Origin of the sequence: Pseudomonas sp. S34 (assembly GCF_009866745.1) — a bacterium.
GTDB classification, from domain to species: Bacteria; Pseudomonadota; Gammaproteobacteria; order Pseudomonadales; family Pseudomonadaceae; genus Aquipseudomonas; species Aquipseudomonas jessenii.
In genome coordinates, this window is sequence record NZ_CP019398.1 from 5,006,099 (window position 1) to 5,029,688 (window position 23,590).

23 protein-coding genes are annotated in these 23,590 nt (G+C 61.1%); 11 read left to right on the forward strand and 12 right to left on the reverse strand.

All coding sequences use genetic code 11. From position 1 onward, the window contains the following. Positions 1 to 150 precede the first annotated feature (150 nt). A complete protein-coding gene (locus PspS34_RS22310) occupies positions 151 to 351 on the reverse strand; it encodes a DUF6602 domain-containing protein (protein ID WP_202982162.1) in 201 nt (66 codons plus the stop codon). Positions 352 to 588: 237 nt separating this feature from the next. Between PspS34_RS22310 and PspS34_RS22315 the strand changes: the two genes are divergently transcribed. Beyond that, positions 589 to 1,590, forward strand: a complete 1,002-nt coding sequence (locus PspS34_RS22315) for a MoxR family ATPase (protein WP_154860439.1) — start codon at positions 589 to 591, stop codon at positions 1,588 to 1,590. Continuing rightward, the gene (locus PspS34_RS22320; protein WP_154860440.1) at positions 1,587 to 2,915 is read left to right on the forward strand and encodes a DUF58 domain-containing protein; all 1,329 of its coding nucleotides are present in this window, start codon (positions 1,587 to 1,589) and stop codon (positions 2,913 to 2,915) included. Before PspS34_RS22315 ends, PspS34_RS22320 begins: the two co-directional genes overlap by 4 nt. A gap of 37 nt (positions 2,916 to 2,952) precedes the next feature. On the opposite strand, the gene PspS34_RS22325 is transcribed toward PspS34_RS22320, so the two are convergent. Both PspS34_RS22325 and PspS34_RS22330 read right to left on the reverse strand, forming a co-directional pair. After that, positions 2,953 to 3,312 (reverse strand): PilZ domain-containing protein, encoded by a 360-nt coding sequence (locus PspS34_RS22325; RefSeq protein WP_154860441.1) that lies wholly within the window; start codon positions 3,310 to 3,312, stop codon positions 2,953 to 2,955. A 235-nt stretch (positions 3,313 to 3,547) separates the two neighbouring features. Then, positions 3,548 to 3,931, reverse strand: coding sequence for a hypothetical protein (locus tag PspS34_RS22330; RefSeq protein WP_057713491.1), 384 nt, complete (start codon positions 3,929 to 3,931; stop codon positions 3,548 to 3,550). 208 nt (positions 3,932 to 4,139) lie between these two features. Here PspS34_RS22330 and pyk point away from each other — a divergent pair, with 208 nt between their 5' ends. Beyond that, the gene (pyk, locus tag PspS34_RS22335; protein ID WP_007978464.1) at positions 4,140 to 5,591 is read left to right on the forward strand and encodes a pyruvate kinase; all 1,452 of its coding nucleotides are present in this window, start codon (positions 4,140 to 4,142) and stop codon (positions 5,589 to 5,591) included. A gap of 208 nt (positions 5,592 to 5,799) precedes the next feature. Here the strand turns inward: pyk and PspS34_RS22340 are convergent, their stop codons facing one another. The 3 genes from PspS34_RS22340 to PspS34_RS22350 are packed head-to-tail and all read right to left on the reverse strand — an operon-like array spanning position 5,800 to position 8,613. Next, entirely contained in the window at positions 5,800 to 6,549 is a 750-nt protein-coding gene (locus tag PspS34_RS22340; RefSeq protein ID WP_150813325.1) for an enoyl-CoA hydratase-related protein, read from the reverse strand. A 29-nt stretch (positions 6,550 to 6,578) separates the two neighbouring features. Then, on the reverse strand, positions 6,579 to 7,514 hold the full coding sequence (locus PspS34_RS22345) for an iron-sulfur-binding ferredoxin reductase (protein WP_154860442.1): 936 nt from the start codon (positions 7,512 to 7,514) through the stop codon (positions 6,579 to 6,581). After that, entirely contained in the window at positions 7,507 to 8,613 is a 1,107-nt protein-coding gene (locus PspS34_RS22350) for a GGDEF domain-containing protein (RefSeq protein ID WP_057713488.1), read from the reverse strand. Before PspS34_RS22350 ends, PspS34_RS22345 begins: the two co-directional genes overlap by 8 nt. Before the next feature lie 494 nt (positions 8,614 to 9,107). On the opposite strand from PspS34_RS22350, the gene PspS34_RS22355 reads away from it, so the two are divergent. The 7 genes from PspS34_RS22355 (at position 9,108) to PspS34_RS22380 (ending at position 17,154) form a co-directional block, all read left to right on the forward strand. Next, the gene (locus PspS34_RS22355; RefSeq protein WP_090457475.1) at positions 9,108 to 10,631 is read left to right on the forward strand and encodes a fumarate hydratase; all 1,524 of its coding nucleotides are present in this window, start codon (positions 9,108 to 9,110) and stop codon (positions 10,629 to 10,631) included. Between the two features lie 228 nt (positions 10,632 to 10,859). Beyond that, positions 10,860 to 12,626, forward strand: a complete 1,767-nt coding sequence (locus PspS34_RS22360) for an ATP-binding protein (protein WP_154860444.1) — start codon at positions 10,860 to 10,862, stop codon at positions 12,624 to 12,626. After that, positions 12,620 to 13,945 (forward strand): sigma-54 dependent transcriptional regulator, encoded by a 1,326-nt coding sequence (locus PspS34_RS22365; protein ID WP_008052500.1) that lies wholly within the window; start codon positions 12,620 to 12,622, stop codon positions 13,943 to 13,945. Before PspS34_RS22360 ends, PspS34_RS22365 begins: the two co-directional genes overlap by 7 nt. Positions 13,946 to 14,259: 314 nt before the next feature. Next, entirely contained in the window at positions 14,260 to 15,579 is a 1,320-nt protein-coding gene (locus PspS34_RS22370) for an MFS transporter (protein ID WP_150813328.1), read from the forward strand. 146 nt (positions 15,580 to 15,725) lie between these two features. After that, positions 15,726 to 15,857: a hypothetical protein gene (locus PspS34_RS28840; protein WP_263289999.1), complete on the forward strand. Its 132-nt coding sequence runs from the start codon at positions 15,726 to 15,728 to the stop codon at positions 15,855 to 15,857. 165 nt (positions 15,858 to 16,022) lie between these two features. Continuing rightward, a complete protein-coding gene (locus tag PspS34_RS22375) occupies positions 16,023 to 16,256 on the forward strand; it encodes a hypothetical protein (protein ID WP_154860445.1) in 234 nt (77 codons plus the stop codon). A gap of 268 nt (positions 16,257 to 16,524) precedes the next feature. Continuing rightward, on the forward strand, positions 16,525 to 17,154 hold the full coding sequence (locus tag PspS34_RS22380; protein ID WP_056726095.1) for a flavin reductase family protein: 630 nt from the start codon (positions 16,525 to 16,527) through the stop codon (positions 17,152 to 17,154). Here the strand turns inward: PspS34_RS22380 and PspS34_RS22385 are convergent, their stop codons facing one another. Then, entirely contained in the window at positions 17,155 to 17,385 is a 231-nt protein-coding gene (locus PspS34_RS22385; RefSeq protein WP_150813329.1) for a hypothetical protein, read from the reverse strand. It abuts the gene before it with no gap. A gap of 41 nt (positions 17,386 to 17,426) precedes the next feature. Beyond that, positions 17,427 to 17,780, reverse strand: coding sequence for an antibiotic biosynthesis monooxygenase family protein (locus PspS34_RS22390; protein ID WP_057713481.1), 354 nt, complete (start codon positions 17,778 to 17,780; stop codon positions 17,427 to 17,429). A gap of 339 nt (positions 17,781 to 18,119) precedes the next feature. Between PspS34_RS22390 and PspS34_RS22395 the strand changes: the two genes are divergently transcribed. Further along, complete coding sequence (locus tag PspS34_RS22395; protein ID WP_154860446.1) at positions 18,120 to 19,049, forward strand: AraC family transcriptional regulator; 930 nt, start codon at positions 18,120 to 18,122, stop codon at positions 19,047 to 19,049. Positions 19,050 to 19,175: 126 nt separating this feature from the next. Here the strand turns inward: PspS34_RS22395 and PspS34_RS22400 are convergent, their stop codons facing one another. The 4 genes from PspS34_RS22400 to PspS34_RS22415 all read right to left on the reverse strand — a co-directional run bounded on the left by PspS34_RS22400 (position 19,176) and on the right by PspS34_RS22415 (position 23,300). Next, positions 19,176 to 20,231, reverse strand: a complete 1,056-nt coding sequence (locus PspS34_RS22400; protein ID WP_057713479.1) for an ABC transporter ATP-binding protein — start codon at positions 20,229 to 20,231, stop codon at positions 19,176 to 19,178. A gap of 18 nt (positions 20,232 to 20,249) precedes the next feature. Further along, positions 20,250 to 21,098, reverse strand: coding sequence for an ABC transporter permease (locus PspS34_RS22405; RefSeq protein ID WP_007978496.1), 849 nt, complete (start codon positions 21,096 to 21,098; stop codon positions 20,250 to 20,252). Next, the gene (locus PspS34_RS22410; protein WP_057713477.1) at positions 21,095 to 22,003 is read right to left on the reverse strand and encodes an ABC transporter permease; all 909 of its coding nucleotides are present in this window, start codon (positions 22,001 to 22,003) and stop codon (positions 21,095 to 21,097) included. The genes PspS34_RS22405 and PspS34_RS22410 overlap by 4 nt, the downstream gene beginning before the upstream one ends. A gap of 193 nt (positions 22,004 to 22,196) precedes the next feature. Continuing rightward, on the reverse strand, positions 22,197 to 23,300 hold the full coding sequence (locus tag PspS34_RS22415; RefSeq protein ID WP_159390335.1) for an extracellular solute-binding protein: 1,104 nt from the start codon (positions 23,298 to 23,300) through the stop codon (positions 22,197 to 22,199). Positions 23,301 to 23,590: the final 290 nt, after the last annotated feature.

A 23,590-nucleotide genomic window follows, 5' to 3' on the forward strand; every position in this document is an offset into this window, starting at 1 on the left:
TTGCCATTATTCTGTTCGCCGACTGCTCCAGGTCGTTAGCAGCCCTTGATGGTCGGCAGCTTTCGGCTGTGGATTCAACCGGTCGATGCAACACAACTGAATTCTGTGTAAGCAGAAGGAGTGTTGCAGGCTTGCTCTGCTGTGAAATTGTCACTGGCTGAACCCGTCCCTGCTATCTACGACATGCGCCGTTGCCGCCTGATACCGGTGCGGCAGATACGTTTCAAGCAGCTCCAGCCATGCTTTTTCGCTCGCATCACCCTTGGTTCCGGGATGGCCGAATGACTGCCGCGACACGGCAAGGCTTTGCTGCACCTTATCGTGCAGACCCGACAGCAGCGTTTGATTCACTCATCGAACCAAATTCTCCCAAGCAAGGCAGGTAATGTCGGCAGTTGACCGTCATAGACTAACCTCCACCTCTGACGAACGCTCAAATGAAGGGTTGCCATGGGTTTGCAATGAGGCAGATTGGCAGTCACTCACTCGTTCCGCGCGTAAAAAAAAACGTGAAAAAAGTTAGATTAGATAAGTGACTGACTTATGGAAGATAAAACAAATGTAACTGCTAACAAGGCTCCGGAAGTCGTGAGTCAACCGATCGAGCCCGACACACCGAGCCATGCCGCTCAACAGCGTCAGCGTGCCGGCCATCTGGCCCAGGCCGTACGCAAAGAACTGCAAAAAGCGGTGATTGGCCAGGACAGCGTGATCGACGACGTCCTGACGGCACTGATCGCCGGCGGCCACGTGCTGCTCGAAGGCGTGCCGGGTTTGGGCAAGACCCTGTTGGTGCGCGCCCTCGCCCGCTGCTTCGGCGGCGAGTTCGCACGCATCCAGTTCACCCCGGACCTGATGCCCAGCGATGTCACCGGGCATGCCGTGTATGACCTGCAGACCGAGCAATTCAAACTGCGCAAAGGCCCGCTGTTCACCAACCTGTTGTTGGCCGACGAAATCAACCGCGCCCCGGCGAAAACCCAGGCGGCGCTGCTCGAAGCCATGCAGGAACGGCAAGTCACCCTCGAAGGCCGTCCATTGCCGATTGCGCAACCGTTCATGGTGCTTGCCACGCAGAACCCGATCGAACAGGAAGGCACCTACCCGTTGCCGGAGGCTGAACTGGACCGTTTCATGCTCAAGGTGCGCATGGATTACCCCGACGCCGAGCAGGAGCTGGACATGGTGCGTCAGGTCAGCCGCTCGACCCGGGCCGACATGCTTGATGTCCAACCGATGCGCACGTTATTGCAGGCCAGGGATGTACTGGCCCTGCAACGCATCGCCAGCGACCTGGCACTGGACGACCAGGTGCTCGATTACGCCGTGCGCCTGGCCCGTTCCACCCGCAACTGGCCCGGCTTGATCCTCGGCGCCGGCCCACGCGCATCCATCGCGCTGGTGCGATGTGCCCGGGCCCGGGCGCTGCTGCGCGGCGGTGAGTTCGTGATTCCGGATGACATCAAAGGCTGCGCCCTGGCCGTGCTGCGCCATCGTGTGCGCATCGCGCCGGAGCTGGATATCGAGGGTCTGGATGTCGATCAGGTGCTCCAGCAGTTGCTCGACCAAGTGCCGGCGCCGCGCCTGTGAAACCCTCGCGCCTGATGCTCGTCTGGCTGTTGATCCTGCTGGCCTGCACCATTGTGTCGGGCACTTTGGTGGCATTGGAAGTCTCGGTTCCGACGAATCTCATGGCGATCAACTGGGGGTTGCTCCTGGCGCTGCTGGCCCTGGCACTGCTGGATGCGGTGCGCGTGAAGCGCCTGCCGTCACCCCGACTGAAACGCCAGTTACCCGGCAGCCTGGCGCTGGGTCGATGGAGCGAGGTGCAACTGACGGTCGAACACGACTTTACGCAACCGCTGAAGGTACAAGTCTTCGACCATGTGCCACCGGGTCTGAGCTTCGAAAACCTGCCGCTGACAGTCGAGCTGCAACCCGGCCAGTACAGCCTGGCCGGTTATCGCCTGCGCCCGCTCAAACGCGGCCACTTCAGCTTCGAACACTGCGAAATCAACCTGCCAAGCCCCTTGGGCCTCTGGTCGCAAAGACGCTTGCTCGACCTGCCCGACGCCACCCGCGTCTACCCCGACTTCGCCCGTCTCTATGAAGGGCAATTACTGGCGGTGGACAACTGGCTCAGCCAGCTTGGCGTCCGCCAGAAACAACGGCGGGGCCTGGGCCTGGAGTTCCATCAATTGCGCGAATTTCGCGAGGGCGACAGCCTGCGCCAGATCGACTGGAAAGCCACCGCACGCCAGCGCACGCCGATTGCCCGGGAATATCAGGACGAACGCGATCAGCAAATCATTTTCATGCTCGACTGCGGCCGGCACATGCGTAGCCAGGATGATGAGCTGTCGCACTTCGATCACGCCCTCAACGCCTGTTTGTTGCTCAGCTACGTCGCTCTACGTCAGGGCGATGCGGTGGGCCTGAGTACTTTTGCCAGCGAACAGCCACGCTACCTTGCGCCGGTAAAAGGCACCAGCCATCTCAACACCCTGCTCAACACCGTCTATGACTTGAACAGCAGCCAGCGCAGCGCCGACTATCAAGCCGCAGCCACGCAACTGCTGGCACGGCAAAAACGCCGGGCACTGGTGGTGCTGGTGACCAACCTGCGCGAAGAGGACGACGATGAATTGCTTCCGGCCGTCCACCGCCTGAGCCGGCAGCATCAGGTATTGGTCGCGAGCCTGCGCGAAGACGTGCTCGACACCCTGCGTCAGTCACCGGTGCAGACTTTGCCCGAAGCATTGGCCTATTGCGGGACCGTGGACTACCTGAATGCACGCGCCGAACTCCATGAGCGCTTGAACGCTCATGGCGTATTGGTGATGGATGCGCGGCCCGGTGAGTTGGGGGCAGAGTTGGTGACTCGGTACCTGGGCTGGAAGAGAACCGGACTCTGAGCCTGGGCAATCACTCACAGCCAGGTTCCCATTGATCTCAGGCCGAAGCCGGCAGTGGCAGAAAACTGAAATACTGCTTCAACGCCTCTACCAGTTGCCCATACTCCGGCGGTGCCCGTTGCAGGCTGAACCCGGCGTCGTAATGTTGGGGGGTCGCGTCTTCGTGGCACCACAGGCAACAGGCCTGCAGGTCGATGATTCGCAGACCACCTTCGCTGGCAGGAATTTTCAGGCGCAGGTTGAAGTCCGCGCCGATCATCATCGGCAGCTGGCTGATCAACATCAGCCCGTCTTCGGAGACATTGCCCAGGTAGCCGATGGGTTTGCCGGTGATGCCGTTGAACACTTTCAGGAAGTACGGCAGTTGATGCCGCTCGATTCGGCGGTCAGTGAACATGTGCAAATTCGCTATGCAAGGCTCTTAAGCAGAGCCGCACTACTGCTTCGGAACGGGTATGCATAAGTCTTTGCCCGCTCTCCCCGCTTCCGGTGCGCCAGTCCTTGTAGCGCAGAGTCTTGCTTGTGCCGGTCACAGGTGTTGCCCCGGTTCATCAAAGACAACGCTCTAAAACCGGTTCCCTGGACTATAGCTCACCACCGCCGGGGAGCCAGCGATCAGAGGGTTGCGGCCGTCAGAACTGCGTGGATTTTGTCGCGGCAGCACTGCGCAACGGGTAGTGACCCAGGCTTTGCAGGGTTTCCAGACGGGCTCGGGCGCGGTAGGCGTATTCGCTCTGTGGGTACGAGGCGATGATGAACTGATACGTCTGCGCCGCATCGACAAACATCTTCTGCCGTTCCAGGCAAAGGCCGCGCATCATCGATGCTTCCGGCCACACATAAGGTCGCGCCCGGCTTTCGCGCTCGACTTTGGACAGTTCAAGCATGACTTGCTCGCAATTGCCCCGGTCATAGGCTTTGTAGGCATTGTTCAAATGATGGTTCATCGACCAACGGGTGCAGCCCGTGACGCTGAGGGCGCTGATGGCAAGGGCGGCAATGAGTACGCAACGCATGGGAAAATCTCCTGTCATGAACGCTGTATCGACCCATGGTCGGAAATCTTCAGGCTGCCGGATGCAAAGTTGCGCGGTTCTATAAAGACGGCAATAACCAGGCTCTTCGAAAAAACCAAGCTCTTCACGAAAAGTAGTGCAAACGAACAATGACTACACCTTCGGAGCATAGTAGCCTCACTCAGCGCTTGAACTCAGGAGTCTTTGCATGTCCGTCCGTCGTACCAAAATCGTCGCCACCCTTGGCCCGGCCAGTAACTCGCCGGAAGTTCTCGAACAGCTGATTCTGGCTGGCCTGGACGTCGCCCGCCTGAACTTCTCCCACGGCACCCCCGACGAGCACAAGGCTCGCGCGAAGCTGGTGCGTGACCTCGCTGCCAAGCACGGCCGCTTCGTCGCCCTGCTGGGTGACCTGCAAGGCCCGAAAATCCGTATCGCCAAATTCGCCAACAAGAAGATCGAGCTGAAGATCGGTGATCAATTCACCTTCTCCACCAGCCATCCTCTGACCGAAGGCAACCAGCAAGTGGTCGGCATCGACTACCCGGACCTGGTCAAGGACTGCGGCGTGGGCGACGAGCTGCTGCTCGACGACGGTCGCGTGGTGATGCGCGTCGATACCGCCACCGCCACCGAGCTGAACTGCACCGTGACCATCGGCGGCCCGCTGTCCGACCACAAAGGCATCAACCGTCGCGGTGGCGGCCTGACCGCTCCGGCCCTGACTGAAAAAGACAAGGCCGACATCAAGCTCGCCGCGGAAATGGAAGTCGACTACCTCGCGGTATCCTTCCCGCGTGACGCCGCCGACATGGAGTACGCCCGTCAACTGCGCGACGAAGCCGGCGGCACTGCCTGGCTGGTGGCGAAGATCGAACGCGCCGAAGCCGTGGCCGACGACGAAACCCTCGACGGCCTGATCAAGGCGTCCGACGCGGTGATGGTTGCCCGTGGTGACCTGGGTGTGGAAATCGGCGACGCCGAGCTGGTGGGCATCCAGAAGAAAATCATTCTGCACGCACGCCGCCACAACAAGGCGGTGATCGTGGCGACCCAGATGATGGAGTCGATGATCCAGAACCCGATGCCGACCCGCGCCGAAGTGTCCGACGTAGCCAACGCCGTGCTCGACTACACCGATGCCGTGATGCTCTCGGCCGAAAGCGCCGCTGGCCTGTACCCGCTGGAAGCCGTTCAGGCCATGGCGCGTATCTGCGTCGGTGCCGAAAAGCACCCGACCAGCAAGACCTCCAGCCACCGCATCGGCAAGGAATTCCAGCGCTGCGACGAAAGCATCGCGCTGGCGACCATGTACACCGCCAACCACTTCCCGGGCGTGAAGGCGATCATCGCCTTGACCGAAAGTGGCTACACCCCGCTGATCATGTCGCGCATCCGCTCCTCGGTGCCGATCTACGCGTTCACCCCACACCGCGAAGCCCAGGCTCGTGCGGCAATGTTCCGTGGCGTGTACACCATCCCGTTCGACCCGGCTTCGCTGGCGCCGAACGAAGTCAGCCAGAAGGCTATCGACGAGCTGGTCAAGCGCGGCGTGGTACAGAAAGGCGACTGGGTCATCCTGACCAAAGGCGACAGCTACCACACTACCGGTGGCACCAACGGCATGAAGATCCTGCACGTTGGCGATCCGATGGTCTGAGTGACCGTTTGCTGAAAAACGAAAGCCCCGCCATGTGAATGGCGGGGCTTTTTGCATTCTGATCCATTTTTTGAGTTGTCTGATCCGGCCCCTTCGCGGGCAAGCCCGCTCCCACATTGACCGGGATTGTTCACAAATCATGTGACCAACACAAAACCCTGTGGGAGCGGGCTTGCCCGCGAAGAGGCCGGTACAGTCAGCGAAAGATTCAATGCCGCTTGATAAACCCCGTCAACGCCGCCAACGCCTCCGGCGACCGCAGCCGCTGAGTGAACAACGCCCCCTCCTCTTCAATCACCTTGCGCAACAGCTCCCGGTCCGGCGCCTTCATCAATTGCTTGCTGATGCGCACCGCTTCCGGCGGCAGCGACTCGAATCGCAGGGCCATCTCCCGCGCCTTGGCCAAGGCTTCTTCGCCACTGCCCAGCGCTTCGGACGCAATGCCCCACGCCGCAGCCTGCTCCCCATTGAAACCTTCACCGAGCAGCAACAACTCCGCCGCCTTGGCCTGCCCGAGCAGACGCGGCAGGATCAGGCTGGAGCCGAACTCCGGGCAAAGACCAAGGTTGACGAACGGCATGCGCAGGCGGGCGTCGCGGCTGACGTACACCAGGTCGCAATGCAGCAGCATGGTCGTACCAATGCCCACCGCCGCTCCGGCCACGGCGGCGACCACCGGTTTGCGGCATTCGAGCAAGTTGAGCATGAAATGGAACACCGGGCTGTCGAGACTGTTCGGCGGTTGCTGGATGAAATCGGCGATGTCGTTGCCGGCGGTGAAGCATTCGGCAGAGCCGGTGATCAACACGGCGTTGACATTCGGGTCGCTGTCGGCCTGTTTCAGCGCCTCGGCCAAGTGGCTGTACATGGCGCGGGTCAGGGCGTTTTTCTTGTCCGGGCGATTCAGGCGCAGGGTCAACAGGCCGCGTTCGCGTTCAACTTGGATGGCATCGGTCATGGCAGGTCTCGCGTCTGAAAAATCAGCGCTCAACCACGGGGCAGGAACACATCGGCCAGCAGTTGATTGCGCGGCAATCCCGCCAAATACAGACGCCGGGCAAAGGCGTCGACACTGTCGGGGCCTCCGCAGAGTAAGGCCAGGGTTTGCCGGGAAACAAGCCGCAGTTGCGCCAAAGCCGCTGGCAACTCGGCCGGGGTCCACAGTTCGACACTCAGGTTCGGACGGCTGGTTGCCATGGCTTGCAGGGGTTTGGCCAGGTAGTGCTCATTGGCATCATGGGCCAGGTGAATGACGCGAATGGCGCCCTGGTGATCCTGGCGCAATGCTTCGCGCAAGACACCAAACAATGGCCCCAATCCGGTGCCGGCCGCCATCAACCACAACGGCCGGGCGTGCCAGTCAGGGTCATAATGCAAGGCACCGCCGCGCAGTTCACCGAGACGGATCGGATCGCCGATGCGCATTTGCCTGGCGGCATCGCTGAATTCCCCGGGCGTGCGGCAATCGAGATGAAACTCCAGAAAACGGTCTTCCTGCGGCAGGCTGGCGAGGGAATACGGCCGCGCCACGCTACCCGCCCACAATACCAGGTGCTGCCCGGCGCTATAACGCAACGGTCGCTGGGGGATTACCCGCAAGCGCAGCACCGTGGTAGTCAGCCAATCGACCGCCGCGACTTCGGCCGGATGACCATCGGTTTGCGGGTCGAAGGCGTGCACCTGCAAGTCCTCGACCACCTGGCACTGGCACGCCAGCCGCCAGCCTTGTTCACGCTGCGGTGCACTCAAGGCATCGGGGCGGCTGTCGTTCGGCAGGCCCCGCACACACTGCACCAGGCACGCATGACAACTGCCGGCGCGGCAACTGTAAGGCACTGGCACGCCGTTCTGATTCAGCGCATCGAGCAGATTGCTGCCCGCCGCCACCGACCAATGGCGCTCGCCGACCCGCAGCTCAGGCATCGACGTTCTCCCACGCTGCCGCGCATCGGTTGCGGCCGTCACGCTTGGCGCGATAGAGCGCCTGATCGGCCTGCTGCAACGCATCATCGAGGTCGTCACCCAATTCCAGCAGGGTCATGCCGGCGGACAGGCTGAGGTTGCGTACATTCAGACCAATCAGCTCGACATCGGTGAACGCGATGCGCAGCCGTTCGCAGCACGAAGTCAGACTGTCGGCATCGCAATCGGGCAGCAGCACCACGAACTCTTCGCCACCGTAGCGAGCCAGTACGTCACCGTCACGCAGGCACGCGCTGGCAACGCCGGCAAAGGCTTGCAGCACCTGATCGCCGGCGGCATGACCGTGCAGGTCGTTGATGCGTTTGAAATGGTCGAGGTCGATCAGCGCCAGGCCATGCACGACACCGGCGTCCATGGCGTTCAGCTCGCGTGACGCCAGGCGCAGGAAATGCCGACGATTGAACAGGCCCGTGAGCTCGTCGGTGGCCACCAGGTCTTCGAGCTGACGCATCATCCCGCGCAACGTGTCCTGGTGCGCCTGCAAGGCAAAACGCCGCTGGCGCATGCGTTGTCGCGAGGCCTGGACATAGCGGGCATACAGCACCAGCCACACCAGCACGATGAACAGCACACAGACCTGCAACACCGCCATGGCCGGGTCAGGCAGCTGGAAGTGGTAGCCCTCCCACAGCGTGATCGCACTGAAACTCAAAAACACCAGCAGCGCGCATCGTACTAAAGACCGGCGAGACAGATGGAACAGGCCGAACAGCAGGATCAGCACGTAAAACACCAGAAACGCGCCCCGGGCTTCGTCCAGATGGGCAATCAGCCAGGTTTGCCAACCCAGCCCCAGCAACACTTGTGCCTCGGTCAGGCTGGGGTCGGCGAAGCGCAGGTTGCAGCCGCTGTAGAACACCGCGAACAGGATGGCCTGACTGATCACTACCAGTGCGCTGCCGATGGCGACACTGGAAAGCGGCGCGTTGTAGTGACCGGTAAAAAACGCCAGCCACAGCAACAGCAATGCCAGGGCATAGGTGCCGGCCGCGAGGGCGAAACGTTTGAGCAACAGGCGCTGGATGGCGTTTTGGGTCAATCGTTGATTCACCAAATGAAAGGAGACTGACAGAGCGTCCTACTCTACAGACCGAATGTCACTTTAGTGGCGTGGCCGATAAATGACCATTCAATTTTCGGGATCGACGGTCCGCGCCTTGCGCGGCCCTGTGGCGAGGGGGCTTGCCCCCGTTCGGTTGCGAAGCAGCCGCAAAAACGGTGAAAACAATCCGCCTGACACAACGACCTGTCTGTTACCGGGCCTGCTCCGCAGTCCAACGGGGGCAAGCCCCCTCGCCACAAAAGCCACGCACTCCTCTTGCAGCTTCAATCTTGCCGCTTGCAGCTGCTTCTATGCGACCAACGATTGACTGCCGGCGCGTGTGCCTGTCCGCGAGGCGCGGTATACTGCCGCGCCTTTTTAGCGTCGCGCCAGCTTGCCCGGCGTGCCTTGAAAGGTGCTTGCAACCGACCGATGCACCCAAGCTGCAAGCACCTTATTGAATGTTCCCGTCTTTTAGAGGAGCGCGACTCATGACCGTGATCAAGCAAGACGACCTGATTCAGAGCGTTGCCGACGCCCTGCAGTTCATTTCCTACTACCACCCCGTGGATTTCATCCAGGCGATGCACGAGGCCTACCTGCGCGAAGAATCGCCAGCGGCCCGCGACTCGATGGCACAGATCCTGATCAACTCGCGCATGTGCGCTACCGGCCACCGCCCGATCTGCCAGGACACCGGTATCGTCACCGTGTTCGTGCGTGTCGGCATGGACGTGCGCTGGGATGGCGCCACCATGGGCCTGGACGACATGATCAACGAAGGCGTACGTCGCGCCTACAACCTGCCGGAAAACGTCCTGCGCGCTTCGATCCTCGCCGACCCGGCGGGCGCTCGCAAGAACACCAAGGACAACACCCCGGCGGTCATCCACTACTCCATCGTTCCGGGTAACACCGTGGAAGTGGACGTGGCAGCCAAGGGCGGCGGCTCCGAGAACAAGTCGAAGATGGCCATGCTCAACCCGTCCGACTCGATCGTCGACTGGGTGCTCAAGACAGTTCCGGAAATGGGCGCCGGCTGGTGCCCACCGGGCATGCTCGGCATCGGCATCGGCGGCACCGCCGAGAAAGCTGCCGTCATGGCCAAGGAAGTGTTGATGGAATCCATCGACATCCACGAACTGAAGGCCCGTGGCCCACAGAACCGCATTGAAGAAATGCGCCTGGAACTGTTCGAGAAGGTCAACCAGCTGGGCATCGGCGCCCAGGGCCTGGGTGGCCTGACCACCGTGCTCGACGTGAAGATCATGGACTACCCGACTCACGCCGCTTCGCTGCCGGTGTGCATGATCCCGAACTGCGCCGCCACCCGTCACGCACACTTCGTGCTCGACGGTTCCGGCCCTGCTTCGCTGGAAGCGCCACCGCTGGACGCCTACCCGGAAATCGTCTGGGAAGCCGGCCCGTCGGCCCGTCGCGTCAACCTCGACACCCTGACCCCGGAAGAAGTGCAGAGCTGGAAGCCGGGCGAAACCGTCCTGCTCAACGGCAAGATGCTCACCGGCCGCGACGCTGCGCACAAGCGCATGGTCGAGATGCTGAACAAGGGAGAAACCCTGCCGGTGGACCTCAAGGGTCGCTTCATCTACTACGTCGGCCCGGTCGATCCGGTCGGTGACGAAGTGGTTGGCCCGGCCGGTCCTACCACCGCCACGCGGATGGACAAGTTCACCCGTCAGATCCTCGACCAAACCGGCCTGCTGGGCATGATCGGCAAATCCGAGCGCGGCCCGACCGCAATCGACGCGATCAAGGACCACAAGGCCGTCTACCTGATGGCAGTCGGCGGCGCGGCTTACCTTGTAGCGCAAGCGATCAAGAAATCCCGCGTGGTGGCTTTCGCCGAACTGGGCATGGAAGCGATCTACGAGTTCGACGTGAAAGACATGCCTGTGACTGTTGCCGTCGACAGCAAAGGTGAGTCGGTACACATCACCGGTCCTGCCATCTGGCAGAAAAAGATCAGTGAAAGCCTGGCGGTAGAAGTGCAGTAAGCGCTTGGACTGTTCCAGAAAAGGCGACAGGGTTATCCCTGTCGCCTTTTTTATTGCCAGGCCATCCCCCTGCAGAAGCGAGCCCGCTCGCGAAGGACGCATGGACGACACGGGCTGTCTGGTGCCCCGCGTTATCGTTGACTTCCATCGCGAGCAGGCTCGCTCCTACAAGGGCCAAGTCGCTCATGTTATCGTGCGCCCCCTCCGTATTCCTTGTGTAAGCCCTGCATGTTTGAGTTATCTCGATCCCTGCGCCTGGCGCTCTATACCGTATTGATCATTGCCGGTGCTGCCATCGCGGCCACTCTGGCCATGCGCCACACCGTGCGCCAGTCAATGGTCGAAGACGCGGCTCGCGCCAATCAGCAACTGGCACTGTATGCCACGTCCCTGCATACCCTGATCGAACGTTACCGCGCCCTGCCCGCGGTGCTGGCGCTGGACCCGGAGCTGCGCTCGGCGCTCAAGGGCAAGGTCAGTTCCGAACAGCAGGACGCATTGAACCGCAAACTGGAAAAAATCAACGGCGCCGCCCAATCATCGACCCTGGAACTGCTCGATCACACCGGCCTCGCCGTGGCGGCGAGCAACTGGCGTTTGCCCAGCAGTTATGTCGGCCACAACTACGGTTTCCGTCCCTATTTCAACCAGACCCGCACCCAGGGCACCGGGCGCTTTTACGCCGTGGGGGTGACCAGCGGAATTCCCGGCTACTTCCTCTCCAGCGCGGTCAGCGATGACGATGGCCGGTTCCTCGGCGCCATGGTGGTGAAACTGGAATTCCCCGAACTGGAACGCGAGTGGCGCCAGGGCAGCGACACACTGCTGGTCAGCGACGCACGTGGAATAATCTTCATCGCCAACCAGCCGGGCTGGCGCTATCGCTTGCTCAAGCCGCTGAGCGACAGCGATCATGCCGAACTCAAGACCACCCGCCAGTACGACAAGCAGCCGCTGACGCCGCTTGAGTTTCAATCGTTGCGGCGCTTCGACGATAACAGCGACCTGGCTCGGGTCGACGGCCCCGACGGCAAGGCGGATTACCTGTGGGAATCCCTGCCGCTGAATACCGAGGGCTGGACCCTGCACCTGCTGCGGCGCCCACGAGTCGCCTTCGAAGACAGCCGCAATGCTGCCCTCGCCGCGGCCGGGCTATGGCTGACCCTGGTGTTCCTGCTGCTGTTTCTCAACCAGCGCTGGCGCCTGGCCAAACTGCGTCAGCGCAGTCGCGAAGAACTCGAACAGCTTGTAGAAGAGCGTACCCGCGACCTGCGCACCGCCCAGGAAGGTCTGGTGCAGTCGGCCAAACTCGCGGCGCTGGGGCAGATGTCCGCCGCCCTGGCCCATGAGATCAACCAGCCGCTCACCGCCCAGCGCATGCAGCTGGCGACCTTGCGCCTGCTGCTCGACAACGGCCGCGTCGACGACGCCTACAAGGCGCTCAAGCCGGTGGATGAAATGCTCACCCGCATGGCGGCCCTCACCGGCCACCTGAAAACCTTCGCCCGCAAGAGCCCCAGCGGTTTGCGCGAACGCCTGGACCTGGCGGCGGTGGTGGATCAGTCGCTGCAACTGCTCGACACTCGGCTGCGCGACGAACAGGTCAGCACCGTGCTGCATCTGACCCGCCCGGCCTGGGTGCGTGGCGATGCGATTCGCCTGGAACAGGTGCTGATCAATCTGCTGCGCAATGCCCTCGATGCGATGCAGGATAAACCCTGCAAACGCCTGGAAATCCGCCTCGAAGCCGACGAACAACTATGGCGCCTGAGTGTGATCGACAACGGCGGCGGTATCGCCGAAGAGAACCTGTCCAAGGTCTTCGATCCGTTCTTCACCACCAAACCGGTGGGCGATGGCCTGGGGATCGGTTTGGCCGTATCGTTTGCCATCGTTCACGAATCCGGCGGGCGCTTGAGTGCCGACAATCATGACAAAGGTGCCGTGTTCACCGTGACCTTGCCCATCGACCTGGAGGTGCATAAACCATGCTGAACTCAGTGATCGTGGTCGACGACGAAAGCAGCATCCGCAGTGCCGTCGAGCAATGGTTGAGCCTGTCGGGTTTCGAGGTGCAGTTGTTCAGTCGCGCCGATGAATGCCTGGCGCAATTGCCCAGGCATTTTGCCGGGGTGATTCTCAGCGATGTGCGCATGCCCGGCATGACCGGCCTCGAACTGCTGGCCGAGGTGCAACGCCGGGATGCCGATTTGCCGGTGATCCTGCTGACCGGTCACGGCGATGTACCGATGGCCGTCGAAGCCATGCGCGACGGTGCCTACGATTTCCTCGAAAAACCCTTCAGCCCGGAAACCCTGCTCGGCAGCCTGCGCCGCGCCCTCGACAAACGCCGGCTGGTGCTGGAAAACCGCGCGCTGCACGAGCAGGCGGACAACCGCGCCAAACTGGATGCCACGCTGCTCGGCGTGTCTCGGGGTCTACAGACCCTGCGTCGGCAAGTTTTGGACCTGGCAGCACTGCCGGTCAACGTGCTGATTCGCGGCGAAACCGGTAGCGGCAAGGAACTGGTCGCGCGTTGCCTGCACGACTTCGGGCCGCGGGCCGACAAGCCCTTTGTCGCACTCAACTGCGCGGCCATCCCCGAGCAATTGTTCGAAGCCGAGCTGTTCGGTCACGAGAGCGGTGCGTTCACCGGAGCGTCCGGCAAGCGCATCGGCAAGCTCGAGTACGCCGACGGCGGCACACTGTTTCTCGATGAAATCGAAAGTATGCCGTTGGCCCAGCAAGTGAAACTGCTACGGGTGTTGCAGGAGCAAAAGCTTGAACGGCTGGGCTCGAACCAGAGCATCCGCGTGGATTTGCGCATCATTGCCGCGACCAAGCCGGACCTGCTCGACGAAGCGCGGGCCGGACGTTTTCGCGAAGACCTGGCCTATCGCTTGAACGTCGCTGAGCTACGCCTGCCGCCCTTGCGCGAACGCCGTGAAGACATACCCCTGTTGTTCGAATCATTTGCCCAAAACGCCGCCGAACGCCTGGGACGTAAATTTCCGCCGTTGAGCGGCGCCCAGTTGAGTCACCTGCTGAGCCACGACTGGCCAGGCAACGTGCGCGAATTGGCGAATGTCGCCGAGCGTCAGGTATTGGGGCTCGGTGAACCGGAACCCTTGGGCATCGAGCCCGGCCAGTCACTGGCGGCTCAGCAGGAAGCGTTCGAAGCGCAATGCCTGCGTGCGGCATTGACCCGGCACAAGGGCGATGTGAAAGCGGTGCTCGAAGAACTGCAACTGCCACGCCGGACCTTCAATGAAAAGATGCAGCGGCATGGGTTGAGCCGGGAGATGTTTTTGTAGCGCCTGAACTGGCCTCTTCGCGAGCAAGCCCGCTCCCACAGTGGATCTCCAGTGAACACAAGATTTGTGTACGTCTCAGATCAATTGTGGGAGCGGGCTTGCTCGCGAAGAGGCCGGTACAGGCGACACAAACCCAGGAGCCAAAATAAGCAACTTTCCGCTCACCACCAGCCAAAGATAAGCGGATTCCCGCTCACCAAAACACTCTACCCCCTCTAAACCGGCCCTCTCCCCGTTGGCACACCTCCTGCTATAGCCCTGGCAGGCTGCGTTTCATCGCGCTCCACAAAAACAATTAAATGAAGGATCCTTCAATGGATAACTCCAACTCCCTGCCGCTTGGGTCGGCTGCCACGCCGGCCAAAGAAAGAACCACTTCCAGCCGCATCAAGTCGATCTTCAGCGGCTCCGTTGGCAACATGGTCGAGTGGTACGACTGGTACGTCTACGCCGCCTTCTCCCTGTACTTCGCCAAAACCTTCTTCCCCAAAGGCGACACCACCGCCCAACTGCTCAACACCGCCGCGATCTTCGCCGTGGGCTTCCTGATGCGTCCGATCGGTGGCTGGCTGATGGGTCTGTATGCCGACAAGGTCGGGCGCAAAAAGGCCCTGATGGCCTCGGTGTACCTGATGTGCTTTGGCTCGCTGCTGATTGCCCTGAGCCCGGGTTATGAAGTCATCGGCATCGGCGCGCCGATCCTGCTGGTGTTCGCGCGCTTGCTGCAAGGCCTGTCGGTGGGTGGCGAATACGGCACCTCCGCCACTTACCTCAGCGAGATGGCGACCAAGGAGCGTCGCGGCTTCTACTCCAGCTTCCAGTACGTGACCCTGATCTCCGGCCAGCTCATCGCTTTGGCGGTGCTGATTGTCCTGCAGAACTTCCTGACCACCGAGGAGCTCTACGCCTGGGGCTGGCGCATCCCGTTCGCCATCGGCGCGCTGTGTGCCGTGGTTGCGCTGTACCTGCGTCGTGGCATGGAAGAAACCGAGTCCTTCACCAAGAAAGAAAAAGCCAAGGAAAGCGCGATGCGCACCTTGATGCGCCACCCCAAGGAACTGATGACCGTGGTCGGCCTGACCATGGGCGGTACGCTGGCGTTCTACACCTACACCACCTACATGCAGAAATACCTGGTGAATACCGTCGGCATGAGCATTTCCGACTCCACCACCATTTCCGCTGCCACGTTGTTCCTGTTCATGTGCCTGCAACCGATCATCGGCGGGCTGTCGGATAAAATCGGTCGTCGGCCGATCCTGATTGCCTTCGGTATCCTGGGCACGCTGTTCACCGTACCGATCCTGACCACCCTGCACACCATTACGACCTGGTGGGGCGCGTTCTTCCTGATCATGGCGGCGCTGATCATCGTCAGCGGCTACACCTCGATCAACGCCGTGGTGAAAGCCGAACTGTTCCCGACCGAGATCCGCGCCCTGGGCGTGGGCCTGCCGTACGCACTGACCGTCTCGATCTTCGGCGGCACCGCTGAATACATCGCGCTGTGGTTCAAGAGCATCGGTATGGAGACTGGTTACTACTGGTACGTCACCGCGTGTATTGCCGTGTCGTTGCTGGTGTACATCACCATGAAAGACACCCGCAAGCATTCGCGGATCGTCACTGACTGACAGATAGATCGAAGCTGGCTGTACCGGCCTCTTCGCGAGCAAGCCCGCTCCCACATTCGACCGCGTTCCTTCTGGAACAACCCGGTTAAATGTGGGAGCGGGCTTGCTCGCGAATGGAGCCGACTCGGTATCAAGTCAGCATCGTCATGACAGCCAAACCCAGGCTCGGCGATGCCACACTGAAAAGTGGACAAGGGCTTCATGAAAAATCCGTCACCCAGGTAAAAGAGCCGATTAATCACGCGTTAATGCTCGCCGCCCAACCTTTAACGGCCTGATCGATTCATTGCGATGCGCTCACTCAGTCCTTGAAAGCGAAAAAGCCTGACGGCCTTAACATCCAATTAATCGATAAGTAGCAGGATTTAATTGCGAAATTTAATCGATATATCTGGCGTCTTGGCTTTTTTCCACTAAACGCCAACGAGACGGGAGTCACCACCATGAAGACCAAACTGATCCTTGCCCTGGCCCTTTCCGTACTGGCCGCCAACACGTTCGCCGCCGATGGCTACGACAAAACCGGCTCGGCCTCTTACGGCTCCGGCGCCAGCGCCGCCATCGAACGCAGCCACTCGGGCACCTATGCTTCTGATGGTTTCGATAAAACCGGCACCGCGGACGCTGTCGCTGCCGACGGTTTCGACAAAACCGGTAGCGCTGAAGCTATCGGCTGATCGTGGAGGGAACTCACGGCCCGGCTTCGGCCGGGCTTGGTCGTTTTTGGGGTAATACAATTCTTCCGGCAGACCACAAATCCTGTGGGAGCGGGCTTGCTCGCGAAGACGGCGGCACATCCAATATCAATGTGACTGGCACACCGCTTTCGCGAGCAAGCCCGCTCCCACATTGGATCTCATCAACTCAAGTACCGAATCCGACTGGAAATCCGTGGCGCGTGCTTGCACCATGAGCGCCTCCAGCCCGCTCCGGAAATTATCTCCAATGCCTGACGACATCCACTTCTACGAACCCGCCAACGGCCACGGCCTGCCCCACGATCCGTTCAACGCTATCGTCGGCCCGCGCCCCATTGGCTGGATCTCTTCACAGGATGCCGAGGGCCGCTTAAACCTGGCGCCCTACAGTTTCTTCAACGCCTTCAACTACATTCCGCCGATCATTGGGTTTTCCAGCGTCGGGCGCAAAGACAGCCTGAACAACATCGAACAGACCGGCGAGTTCGCCTGGAACCTGGCCACGCGGCCGCTGGCCGAGCAGATGAACCAGAGCTGCGCCATGGTCGGGCCTGAGGTCAACGAATTCGAACTGGCCGGGCTGACGACCGCTGCCTCGAAGGTCATTCAGGTGCCACGGGTGGCAGAGAGCCCGGTGTCCTTCGAGTGCAAGGTCACGCAGATCATTCAGTTGCAACGAGCGGACGGCAACGTGGTGCCGAGCTGGCTGATCCTCGGCGAAGTGGTCGCCGTGCATATCGCCAAATGGCTGTTGAAGGACGGGGTATACGACACCGCCGCGGCAGAACCGATTCTGCGCGGCGGCGGGCCGGCGGATTACTTCCAGCTGGGGCCTGAGGCGTTGTTCAAGATGTACCGCCCGGGGGCGGTGAAGTGATCACCAGAGCAGGTCGGCGTCTTCTTTGACGTCCTTGAGGTGGGTCAGTTCTTTGGCCGCTGCCAGGTCGGCGTCATGGGCGGTCTTGAAGATCTGCCCTTCCAGCACCTTGTGAAAACGCGGGGCGCCGGAACCACCCAGCGCTTTGACGGCGATAGCGGCGTGGTAACCACCCTCGCCCGGTACTACAGCGGAAACAGCTTCGAAGTGTTCAAAGGCTTTACGTGCCATGTCGCGAATCCTGGCTGGTTGAGAATGCCGTCATTAAACCCTCAACCGGCCAGTTTGTGTACCGCCACTGCGGACTGCCCCAGGGCCTGCGCCGCCGAGACATCCTTGAAGGTGTGGAAATCCAGACTGTTGACCACCAGCTCCTGCACCAGCTCGGCAAAAATCTCCATCGCCGGCGTGCTGAAGTACGCGGTCATGGCCTGTTGATTGCTCCAGAAACCGGACACCAGCCACAGCTCCGGATCGCATTGCGAATGCTGCAAGGCAAAGCTCAGGCAGCCTGGCGCTGCGCGGGATGGTTCGATCAGGGCGCTGAGGCGCACACCGAGTTCCTCCGAGCGCCCGGCGCGCGCTCGAACGAAGGCCATATGACTGACGGGGATCTGCGTGGACATGTTCAACCCTCCCGGGGAGTCGCGTGGCAGCCGGGGGACGGGCTGCGACAGGATCAAAGGTTAAGGGCCGCGACGCCTGTCTCGTTAGTCGATTCCTGCCGGCGCGTTGCACAATCCTGCGAAACTTCATCGCCAGCCTGTAACAAGCTGTAAAACCCTGTCACGGTTCTGCCATACGAGTTTCAAGCAAGTTCTTGCGGCACAAGGCTCTATTGGCTACACCGCCGGTCGACCCCTGGCAGAATCAGGCAAGCATCCGGCAGGATGTGTCTACCGCTGTCGCTTGCACAAACTTATGCTCTGCACCACTCCCTTCATGCCTTGCCGAGGATGCCTCGCATGTCGTCGCTCGATCACTTTCAAGCCCCGCTGGACACCGACATGGAAAAGCAGCGCGCGGAACTGGCGGCCATCATCCGCCGCAACACCGCCGAAGATGGCAGTTATGCCACGGCCATCGGCTCGCTGTTCATGTCCCGCCACAGCCAGTCCCACGAGTTCGCCCCGGTGCTCGCGCAACCGGCGCTGTGCATCATGGCCCAGGGGCGCAAGGAAGTTCAGCTGGCCAACGAATACTTCAACTACGACCCGCTGAACTACCTGGTGGTCTCGGTCTCGATGCCGCTCAGTGGACGAGTGGTGGATGTCTCGCCTGAGGAACCGATCCTGGCCTTGCGCCTGGACATCGACCCGACGGAAATCACCGCACTGATCGCTGACGCCGGCCCCCTCGGCGTGCCCACCCGGCCGACCGGGCGCGGGCTGTATGTCGAAAAACTCGACACCGCGATGCTCGACGCCGTGCTGCGCCTGGCACGATTACTGGACACGCCAAAAGACATCGCCATGCTCGCGCCGCTGATTCGCCGGGAGATCCTCTATCGCCTGTTGCGCAGTAAACAGGGGCATCGGCTGTACGAAATCGCCATCGCCAACAGTCAGAGCCATCGCATCAGCCAGGCGATCAAATGGCTCAACGGCAATTTCGAACAGCCGTTGCGCATTGATGAATTGGCCAAGGAAGTGAACCTGAGCGTGTCGACGCTGCATCACCGCTTCAAGGCGATGACGGCGATGAGTCCGTTGCAGTATCAGAAGCAGCTGCGCCTGCAGGAAGCACGGCGGCTGATGCTCGCCGAAGGGCTGGAGGCTTCGGCGGCGGGGTATCGGGTCGGGTATGAAAGTCCGTCGCAGTTCAGCCGGGAGTACAGCCGGTTGTTCGGTGCGCCGCCGTTGCGGGATCTGGCGCGGTTGCGGTTGACGGTTTGATCCGGAGTTTTTGGTGTGGCTGCTGACCCCTTCGCGAGCAAGCCCGCTCCCACAGGTGGAATGCATTCCAAATGTGGGAGCGGGCTTGCTCGCGAAGAGTCCAGCTCAGGCAATACAAATCCTGGATCAGGCGCCCAGTACCCGGCATGCCTCCACCGGCAAGGTCACCGACACCGGATGACCAACGCTCAGGCCAAAGCCCTGACATGGCGTGCTCAGCGCGGTAAACGACACCCCGGAACACTCCACCGTGGTCTCGATGGTCGCGCCGATATCGCGCACGAACGTCACCTTGCCCAGCAAGCGGTTGCCCGCGGTCGCCTGGGGTGCGGACAGTTGCAGGTCTTCCGGGCGAATCAGCATCTTCACCTTTTCACCGACCACGATGCTGCTGCAGATCGGTACTTGCAGCGCATCGCCGCCCGGCAAACTGACCTTGCCGTTACCCAGCACCGTGGCCGGGAAGATGTTGCCCGAGCCGATGAAGTCCGCGACGAACTCGTTGGCCGGGTGACGATAGATCTCGATCGGCGTGCCCACCTGCTGCACCTTGTGCTCACCCAATACGACCACGATATCGGCCATGGTCATGGCCTCGCGCTGGTCGTGGGTCACCATGATGGTGGTGATGTTCAGGCGTTGTTGCAGTTGGCGGATTTCCACCTGCATCGACTCGCGCAGCTTGGCATCCAGCGCTGACAGAGGTTCGTCGAGCAGGAGGATTTTCGGGTGATTGGCAATCGCCCGGGCAATCGCCACGCGCTGGCGTTGGCCGCCGGACAGCTTGGCCACCGGACGATTGATCATCGCTTGCAGCTGGATCAGTTCCAGCAATTCCACCACCCGCGCCTGCTGGTCAGCCTTGCTGACGCCACGCAGTTTCAGCGGATAGGCGATGTTCTCCCCCACCGTCATGTGCGGGAACAGCGCCAGCGACTGGAACACCATGCCGAAATTACGCAGATGCGCCGGGGTGTGGCCGATGTCCTCACCGTCCAGGCGAATCTCGCCACCGCTCAGGGTTTCCAGCCCGGCAATCATGCGCAGCAAGGTGGTTTTGCCACAGCCCGAAGGACCGAGGAAACACACCAGTTTGCCCTCGGGCAAATGCAGGTTTACATCCTTTACCGCGCAGGCCGAGCCGTAATGTTTCTCGACGTTTTCCAGAATCAGACCAGACATAAGAATCACCTCAAGAAATCAGAACGAAACGCCACCTTCACCAACCAGCTTCTCCAGCGCCCAGATGAGGACGAAGTCGATCAGCACGATCAGCACGGCAAACGAAAATACGGTTGGGTCGAGCGAAGACACGGTGCGGCTGTACATCCAGATCGGCACGGTCATGACGTCGATGGTGTAGAGGAAATAGGTCACGGTGAATTCGTTGAACGAGACGATGAACGCCAGCAGCATGCCCGCCAGGATCCCCGACTTCATCAACGGCACCACCACATCGACAATCGCCCGCAGCGGTGAAGCACCGAGCATTTGCGCGGCCTCTTCGACTTCGCTGCCGATGGAGAGCATCGCCGCCGTGCAGTTCTTCACCACGAATGGCAACGCGAGGATCACGTGGGCAATCACCAGGCGCGAGGTGGTCATGTGGAACGGCAGGCTGTCGAACACCAGCAGCAACGCCAGGCCCAACACCACCATCGGAAACACCAGCGGCAACGACATCAGCTGCAGCGCCACGGCCTTGCCGCGGAACTCGCAACGGGTCAGCGCGTAGGCCGCCGGCACCGCGATGATCGTGGCGAAAATCATGGTCAGGCACGACACCAGCAGGCTGGTGCTCATGGCCTGGCCGAGGCTCAGGACGTCACTGGCATCCGGCGACACGAAGGTGTGCCAGGCGGCCTTGTACCATTGCAGGCTGTAGCTGCTCGGCGGGAAGTCGAGGTTCGACGCGCCGCTGAACGACATGACGATCATGGTCAGGATCGGCAGTACCGCCAGCAGCAGGATGAAGCCGGAAAGGATGCCGGCAAACTTGCCGGTCTCGCCGGGCAACAGCCCATAACGCTTTTTGGTCAGGGTGCTCATTGGGAAGCCTCCAGCATGCGCCGACGACGGCCAGTGATGTATTCGGACAAGGTCATGATCGCGAGGGTGGTGACGATCAGCACCACGCCGGCAGCGGATGCGGCGGGCCAGTTCATCAGCGGGGCGATCTGGTCATGCACCATCACCGCCAGCATCGGCACGCGCCGACCTCCGAGCAGCAAGGGCACCACGAAACTGCTGGCGTTGTAGGCGAACACCAGGGTCGCACCGGTAATGATCCCCGGCAGACTCATCGGCAATACCACCTGGCGGAACACCTGGAAGCGACTGGCGCCCAGGGTGGCGGCAGCTTCTTCGTAGCTGCGGGCGACACCGCGCATGGCGCTGGCAATCGGCAACACGGCCAGCGGGAAGGCGGTTTGCACCAAGCCCATCAACACGCCGTTCTGGTTGTACAACAGCATGATCGGGCGCTTGATCAGGCCCAGGCCCATCAGTGCCTGGTTGAGCATGCCGCCAGGGCCGAGGATCACCAGCCAGCCGTAGCTTTGCAGCAGCAGGTTGACCAGCAATGGCAGCAACACCGCCGCCAGGAAGATCCGTCGCACGAACGGCGAGGTCAGGCGCGACATGGTGTAGGCCACCGGGATCGCCAGAATCACTGCGATCACCGCGCTGATCAGCGCCAGGCGCAGGGTCAGCATCAGCGACTTGAGGTAATAGGGTTCCAGCAACTGGGCGTAACTGGCCAGGCTGAACCCGGACCATTCCGCGCCTTTGGTGCCCACGCTCATGCGCAGTACCAGCAGGCTCGCGGCAATCAAAACGCCGAGAAACAGCATCGACGGCGTGAGGAAAAGCCAAGCGCGCGCGGTCGGCGAAACACCCCGAGCGGCGCGCACGGGGGCGGCACTCAGCGGATGAGTCAGAGGTTGGTGTTCCATAGCAAAGGGTCTCGTCAATGGACAGCAGCTGACAAACACAAGCCTCGATACCACCGTGAACCCTGTGGGAGCGGGCTTGCTCGCGAAAGCGGTGTATCAGTCACATTGATGTTGGATGTGCCGACGCATTCGCGAGCAAGCCCGCTCCCACATTTGATTTGTGGTGCTTCAAGGTCTTGTGTACGTCACTCGATCAGGAAGAAAAGATTTCCGTGTAACGACGAATCCATTGGTCATGCACGCTGGCCAGGAAGGCGTTGTCGTGCATGATCGCCTTCTCGGCAATCTGCTCCGGCGTGAGGATGTACGAGCTCTTGCGTGCTTCGGCGGAAATGATCGCCTTGGCGTTGACCGGGCCGTTGTAGATGTCTTCAGCCATCTTGCCCTGCACCAGCGGGTCCAGAGAGTGGTTGATGAAGGCGTAGGCCATGTCGGTATCGCCCGGACGGTTCTTCGGCATCACCGACAGCATCAGGTCGGTGTAGAAACCTTCCTTCATGCCGAATGTGGCGCCCAGGCCGTAGTTCGGATCGCGGATCTGTTTCGGGAAGAAGGCTGGCGCGTACAGGCCGCCCATGTCCAGGGAACCGGTGCGGAACAGTTCGGCGATCTGGTTCGGGTTTTCACCCAGGGTCACCACACGATCCTTCAGCTCGGCGAGCTTCTTGAAGCCAGGCTCGATGTTGTGTTCGTCACCACCGGCCAGTTTGGCGGCGATGATGATCAGGTCCATGGCCTCGGTCCAGTTCGGCGGCGGCAGGAAGATGTTCGGCGCCGCGTCGGCATCCCACAGGGAGGCGTAGCTGGTCGGGGCTTCTTTCTGGGTGCGGGTGCTGTAGACCAGGCTGTTGCACCACAGCAGGTAACCGATACCGTGGCCATTGGCGCCGGTGCGGTATTTCTCCGGTACATCGACGAGGTTGGGAATGCGGTTGAGGTCGGGTTTTTCCAGCAGGTTGGCGGCGGCCAGACCTTCGGCGCCGACGCCTGCCAGGGTGATGATGTCGTATTGCGGACGATCACCGCCGGCCTTGAGCTTGGCGACCATTTCCGAGGTACTGCCGGTGCGGTCAGCGATGACCTTGCAGCCGTACTTGTCTTCGAACGTCGCGGCGATGTTACGCAGTGCGGCCAGGCCGGTGTCATCGGACCAGGTCAGCAGACGAAGGGTCTTGCCGGCAAAGCGTGTGTCGCTGGCATTGGCCTTGATGAACGGCATGCTCATGGCTGCCGCTGCAACCGAGGCTACGCCCACGGTCTTGATGAATTGACGTCTGTTCAGATCATGCTCGCCCATTACGGACTCCCTTTGTTTTTGTAGGTATAAGGCAGGTCGAAACTGTTGCATCCGCGCGACCGGACCAGCGTTAGCCCTCGTATTTTCGGGGGCTTGGCTGAGCCAGCGAGTTCATCCTGAGGTCGTGTAAAACACCTGACTATCGATAAAAACTCATTGAAGCCATGACGCCAGCGCATGCCTCCTTTTCCTTGTGGGAGCGAGCTTGCTCGCGATGGACGTCAACGATAATGCGGGGCATCAGACAGCCCGTGTCGTCCATGCGTCCATCGCGAGCAAGCTCGCTCCTA

What these genes read in the sequence shown, in the direction of transcription:
- PspS34_RS22340 (WP_150813325.1), bottom strand. Translation starts at nt 6,549, where the DNA reads ATGACCGATGCCATCCAAGTTGAACGCGAACGCGGCCTGTTGACCCTG.
- PspS34_RS22410 (WP_057713477.1), bottom strand. Translation starts at nt 22,003, where the DNA reads ATGGAACACCAACCTCTGACTCATCCGCTGAGTGCCGCCCCCGTGCGC.
- PspS34_RS22370 (WP_150813328.1), top strand. Translation starts at nt 14,260, where the DNA reads ATGGATAACTCCAACTCCCTGCCGCTTGGGTCGGCTGCCACGCCGGCC.
- PspS34_RS22365 (WP_008052500.1), top strand. Translation starts at nt 12,620, where the DNA reads ATGCTGAACTCAGTGATCGTGGTCGACGACGAAAGCAGCATCCGCAGT.
- PspS34_RS22345 (WP_154860442.1), bottom strand. Translation starts at nt 7,514, where the DNA reads ATGCCTGAGCTGCGGGTCGGCGAGCGCCATTGGTCGGTGGCGGCGGGC.
- PspS34_RS22375 (WP_154860445.1), top strand. Translation starts at nt 16,023, where the DNA reads ATGAAGACCAAACTGATCCTTGCCCTGGCCCTTTCCGTACTGGCCGCC.
- PspS34_RS22395 (WP_154860446.1), top strand. Translation starts at nt 18,120, where the DNA reads ATGTCGTCGCTCGATCACTTTCAAGCCCCGCTGGACACCGACATGGAA.
- PspS34_RS28840 (WP_263289999.1), top strand. Translation starts at nt 15,726, where the DNA reads ATGACAGCCAAACCCAGGCTCGGCGATGCCACACTGAAAAGTGGACAA.
- PspS34_RS22360 (WP_154860444.1), top strand. Translation starts at nt 10,860, where the DNA reads ATGTTTGAGTTATCTCGATCCCTGCGCCTGGCGCTCTATACCGTATTG.
- PspS34_RS22325 (WP_154860441.1), bottom strand. Translation starts at nt 3,312, where the DNA reads ATGTTCACTGACCGCCGAATCGAGCGGCATCAACTGCCGTACTTCCTG.
- PspS34_RS22415 (WP_159390335.1), bottom strand. Translation starts at nt 23,300, where the DNA reads ATGGGCGAGCATGATCTGAACAGACGTCAATTCATCAAGACCGTGGGC.
- PspS34_RS22330 (WP_057713491.1), bottom strand. Translation starts at nt 3,931, where the DNA reads ATGCGTTGCGTACTCATTGCCGCCCTTGCCATCAGCGCCCTCAGCGTC.
- PspS34_RS22355 (WP_090457475.1), top strand. Translation starts at nt 9,108, where the DNA reads ATGACCGTGATCAAGCAAGACGACCTGATTCAGAGCGTTGCCGACGCC.
- PspS34_RS22400 (WP_057713479.1), bottom strand. Translation starts at nt 20,231, where the DNA reads ATGTCTGGTCTGATTCTGGAAAACGTCGAGAAACATTACGGCTCGGCC.
- PspS34_RS22380 (WP_056726095.1), top strand. Translation starts at nt 16,525, where the DNA reads ATGCCTGACGACATCCACTTCTACGAACCCGCCAACGGCCACGGCCTG.
- PspS34_RS22390 (WP_057713481.1), bottom strand. Translation starts at nt 17,780, where the DNA reads ATGTCCACGCAGATCCCCGTCAGTCATATGGCCTTCGTTCGAGCGCGC.
- PspS34_RS22405 (WP_007978496.1), bottom strand. Translation starts at nt 21,098, where the DNA reads ATGAGCACCCTGACCAAAAAGCGTTATGGGCTGTTGCCCGGCGAGACC.
- PspS34_RS22385 (WP_150813329.1), bottom strand. Translation starts at nt 17,385, where the DNA reads ATGGCACGTAAAGCCTTTGAACACTTCGAAGCTGTTTCCGCTGTAGTA.
- pyk (WP_007978464.1), top strand. Translation starts at nt 4,140, where the DNA reads ATGTCCGTCCGTCGTACCAAAATCGTCGCCACCCTTGGCCCGGCCAGT.